At 51.8% G+C, this 4,043-nt stretch carries 2 protein-coding genes and 1 pseudogene; 1 reads left to right on the top strand and 2 read right to left on the bottom strand.

Annotated elements, in window-relative coordinates; genetic code table 11:
* Nucleotides 1-438: 438 nt before the first annotated feature.
* Nucleotides 439-2,808, bottom strand: a complete 2,370-nt coding sequence (locus PX636_RS12990) for an arylsulfatase (RefSeq protein ID WP_002796624.1) — start codon at nt 2,806-2,808, stop codon at nt 439-441.
* 215 nt (nt 2,809-3,023) lie between these two features.
* Nucleotides 3,024-3,332, bottom strand: coding sequence for a hypothetical protein (locus PX636_RS12985; RefSeq protein WP_012268183.1), 309 nt, complete (start codon nt 3,330-3,332; stop codon nt 3,024-3,026).
* Nucleotides 3,333-3,719: 387 nt separating this feature from the next.
* Here PX636_RS12985 and PX636_RS12980 point away from each other — a divergent pair.
* Nucleotides 3,720-4,043, top strand: a pseudogene (locus PX636_RS12980) (RNA-guided endonuclease TnpB family protein); the annotation flags it as partial.

The following is a 4,043-nucleotide window of genomic DNA, read 5'->3' as shown; positions in this document are numbered from 1 at the left end:
GGGGCGAAAGTCTGTGGACTCTGTGTAAGACAGTACATGGTTTTTTAACTGTGGTATGCGACGGTGGTGGAAGCAGAAACTTAAATCGTGAGGTTTAGGAATCGCCGCACTTTTAGGGCGGCGAGGATGTCAATGCGGTTAGTTTTTGCTATAGAAAATCAAACCTCCTGGAAAAGTAAGTTATCGAGGCACTATCTGGTCAAAATATCTAAAAATTCCGATAAATTTGACATAATCTTAGATTTTATCGGTAGGATAGTTGTCTCTTGTCTTTTTTATCCTCCTGTCTCCTGTCTCCTATCTCCTGTCTCCTGACTCCTCACTAACTACGACAATTTTTGATTTTTGCAGGAGATCTATTAAACATTGGCTCGCCAGCGATCGCGATTCCTCCCCTAAGACCGAATAAGCGAAACCGTCGATCGCAAGTCCCCTTTTCTACTGCCGGGCCATGATAATTTTCAGACGTTCCTCCTGGTCGATCAGGTGGTCATGAGCGTCCGTACCCACATCCAGTTGAACCCAACCGATCTTGCCGGTGAAACGACTGGTTTTCGAGGTATATTCCGCCGCTACGGGGGTACCGGATTCGTAGCCGATATCCGTGGTCTCGTCCGCAGAGAAAATAAAAGCCTGAGTTCGTTCTACCCGACCCGTACCCACCAGTTGACCGTCGTAGTAGAGGGTGACATTTCCCCCCCGTCCTAAACCACCGCCATCGTAGGCAAACTCCATCCGTACCTGATGCTTACCGGCCGGGATCGTCTCCGTCGCCTCGGTGACAAAACTTTGAATCCCCAGCACGTTATAGACGAACTTGGCTTTTCCGTCGTGGGTATAGACACTCCAACCACCGAAGCGGCCGCCTTGGGCGATAATCACCCCGTCCGCGCCTTCCGGGGGAATGTTCAGTTCCGCCGTCACCGAGAAGGATTTATTTTTGATGTTGATGACGCTATTTTCAGACAAACGCCCCATCCCGGCAAAGAATAATTGCGAGTTTCCCCGCACGAGGGTAGGCCGGCCAGCGGTGGCGGGATCGACCCGTTCCACTTGGCGATCGTCTAGGGGCAGTACATTATACTTAACCGCCTCGATCAGAAATTGTCGCTGTAGTTCGTGCAGTTTCTCTGGCATTTCCCGGGAGAGATCCCGAGCTTGCGTCCCATCCGTACTGCCGTCGTATAGTTCCCAGATATCATCGTCGAAAGGAACCATCGTCTGTCCAGTCATAATCCACGGGGTGCGGTGCTTGGTAATCGCACTCCAACCCTTGTAATAGATGCCCCGATTGCCAAACATCTCGAAATACTGCACATCGTGACGTTCGGGGGCGGCCGCGTCGTTAAAGGTATAAACCATATTCGTACCCTCGTAGGGACTTTGTAGGACACCGTTAACCATAGTCGGTTCGGGAATTCCCGCTACTGCCAACACCGTCGGGGCCACATCGATCAGATGACAGAACTGATGGCGAATCCCACCTTTTTCCGTGATGATTTTGGGATAACGAACAATCGTACCGTTGCGGGTCCCGCCCCAGTGAGAAGCGACCTGCTTCGTCCATTTGTAGGGGCTACTCATCGCCCAAGCCCAACCGACCGCGTAGTGATTATAGGAATCGGGCGCGCCGAAGTCATCCAGTTTCGAGAGGAGAAATTCCGGGGTTTCTAGACCCGCTAACCCGTTAAAGTTGGCCATCTCGTTAAACGCGCCCTGAAGCGTTCCCTCGGCGGATGCGCCGTTATCGCCGATGATGACGTAAACGAGCGTATCGTCGAGGATTTCTAGATTTTCTAAGGCTTGAATCACCCGTCCCACCTGCTCATCGGTATGTTCCAGAAAGGCGGCGTACACCTCCATCTGGCGCTCTAATACCGGCTTCAGGCGATCATCCATGTCATCCCAGGCGGGAATTTCGGCGTGACGGGGGGTGAGTTCGGCATTTTGGGGAATTACGTCCAGTTCTTTCTGTCGGGCAAAGGTAATCTCCCTCTGGTGATCCCAACCGTGAGCGAATTGGCCCCGATACTTGTCGATCCATTCCTTGGGGACGTGGTGGGGGGCATGGGTCGCGCCGGGGGCGAAGTACATAAAGAAAGGCTTATCGGGGGCGAGGGCTTTTTGTTGACTGACCCAAGCGATCGCTCGATCAGCCAGATCTTCGGTCAGGTGATACCCTTCCTCCGGGGTTTTCGGCGGTTCGATCGGGGTTGTTCCCTCGTACAGTGCCGGCTCCCACTGGTTATTCTCGCCACCGATAAAGCCGTAGAAATACTCGAATCCACCCCCGCCAGAGGGCCAAGCGTCAAACGGGCCGATCGGGCTGGTTTGCCAAACCGGTACCTCGTGGCACTTACCGAACTGCGCCGTGGAATAGCCGTTCAGCTTCAGGGTCAAGGCGAGGGGTGCTTTGGTGTTGGGACGAACGGAACTCTGCCCGGGGGCGGAGGTGGCGGTTTCGGTGATGTTGCCCATGCCGACCGAGTGATGATTCCTTCCAGAGAGCAAAGCCGCGCGGCTGGGAGAGCAGAGGGCAGTGGTATGAAAACGGGTATATTTTAGCCCCTGTGCCGCTAATCGCTCGAAAGTGGGGGTATTGCACGGGCCACCGAAGGCACTGGAGGCTCCGAAGCCCACGTCATCGAGCAGCACGATCAGCACGTTGGGCGCGCCGGCCGGCGGTCGGATATCTCGAATCGGGGGATAGTCAGTGTCCGGATTCTTCGCGTCGTAGGTGGTTAGACCGAAGGGGGTTAAGTCGGGAATCGGTAGAATTTGGCGTTGAATCGGCTTATCTTGGGACATCGTTCATTTCCTCCGGTAAATTTTTTCGAGAATCGATTAGGTCGAGAAATATTTAAATTTGTTAATTTCTCTTGACAGAATGCCTAATTTGTACTGTTGAAGCGCATCGTTCGGGCCATTGACTATCCTATCGCTTGCCAAAATCGATAATCTCTCGACTTTGCCAAAACTCGCACAGGCTCGGCAAGATGGGGGATCAATCCCCCACGACGAGGTCATTCGGAAACGCGATTATTCCGTTGTGCCTCCCATAATTTCTGTTCGTCCCCCGGGGACAGTTTCGGACGGTTGACGGTAAGGGTTAATTGATCCAACGTACCGTTGAACCGGAAGGGAACTTGATAGTCTGCGTCTTCCACGGGAGTCCCCGTATCCGCGCCGACATCGAAGTTTTCGTCCCATTGAAGGATCAGGGGTAGAGTTCGCTCCATCTTTTGAGTCGCTACCGTTTGACCGTCCACTTTCAATACGCCAGTTCCACTCTGACCGATACCGCTTAGGTTGTTAAAAGCGAGCGTTCCCATGCCGAGGCCGTCGTAGGTAAAATCGAACTCCAGAAGGTGTTTCCCAGGCGATAACGCGGTCGTTCCCTCCCAGCGCGGCCGTTTTAGGTCTACCAGATTCCAGAGGAAGACCGGTTTCCCCTTCAGCAGGTAAAATCCTTATCCACCGAAGCGCCCCCCTGAGTGACGATCATGCCGTTCCCGCCATCGGCTGGAACTTCGACTTCGGCCTTGAAGTTATCTCAAATGTCGGGGTGAAGACCCGAAGCGCTTAGCGACGGGATGAAACCCCGACCAATATAAAACAGCGAAGCACGACACTTCGACAGAGCTTCGGTGGCCACTAAAATCTCGACAATCTCTGCTCTACAGTTTAACATAAAATAAGTTGTTTGAGGTCGATAAACAATGATTGTCTTAGAAATGAAAGCCGTGGTCAAACCAAGTCAGTGTTCTGCCATAGATGAAGCTATTCGTACAGTACAATTCATCAGAAATAAGGCTTTAAGGCTTTGGATGGATGCCAAACAAGAGGATAAAGTAGATAAATATTCTCTCAATAAATATTGTTCTCGCCAAACAGTTCAAGTTTGTCGATACTGTAAATTCTACTGCTAGACAAGCATCTGCTGAACGAGCATGGTCGGCTATTCCTCGTTTCTATGACAATTGTAAGAAAAAGGTTAAAGGTAAAAAAGGTTATCCCAAGTTTCAGAAAAATAATCGTTCTGT

It is taken from the genome of Microcystis sp. M53598_WE2 (genome assembly GCF_030067735.1).
Lineage (GTDB): Bacteria > Cyanobacteriota > Cyanobacteriia > Cyanobacteriales > Microcystaceae > Microcystis > Microcystis aeruginosa.
This window is presented reverse-complemented; position numbering and strand designations above follow the sequence as displayed.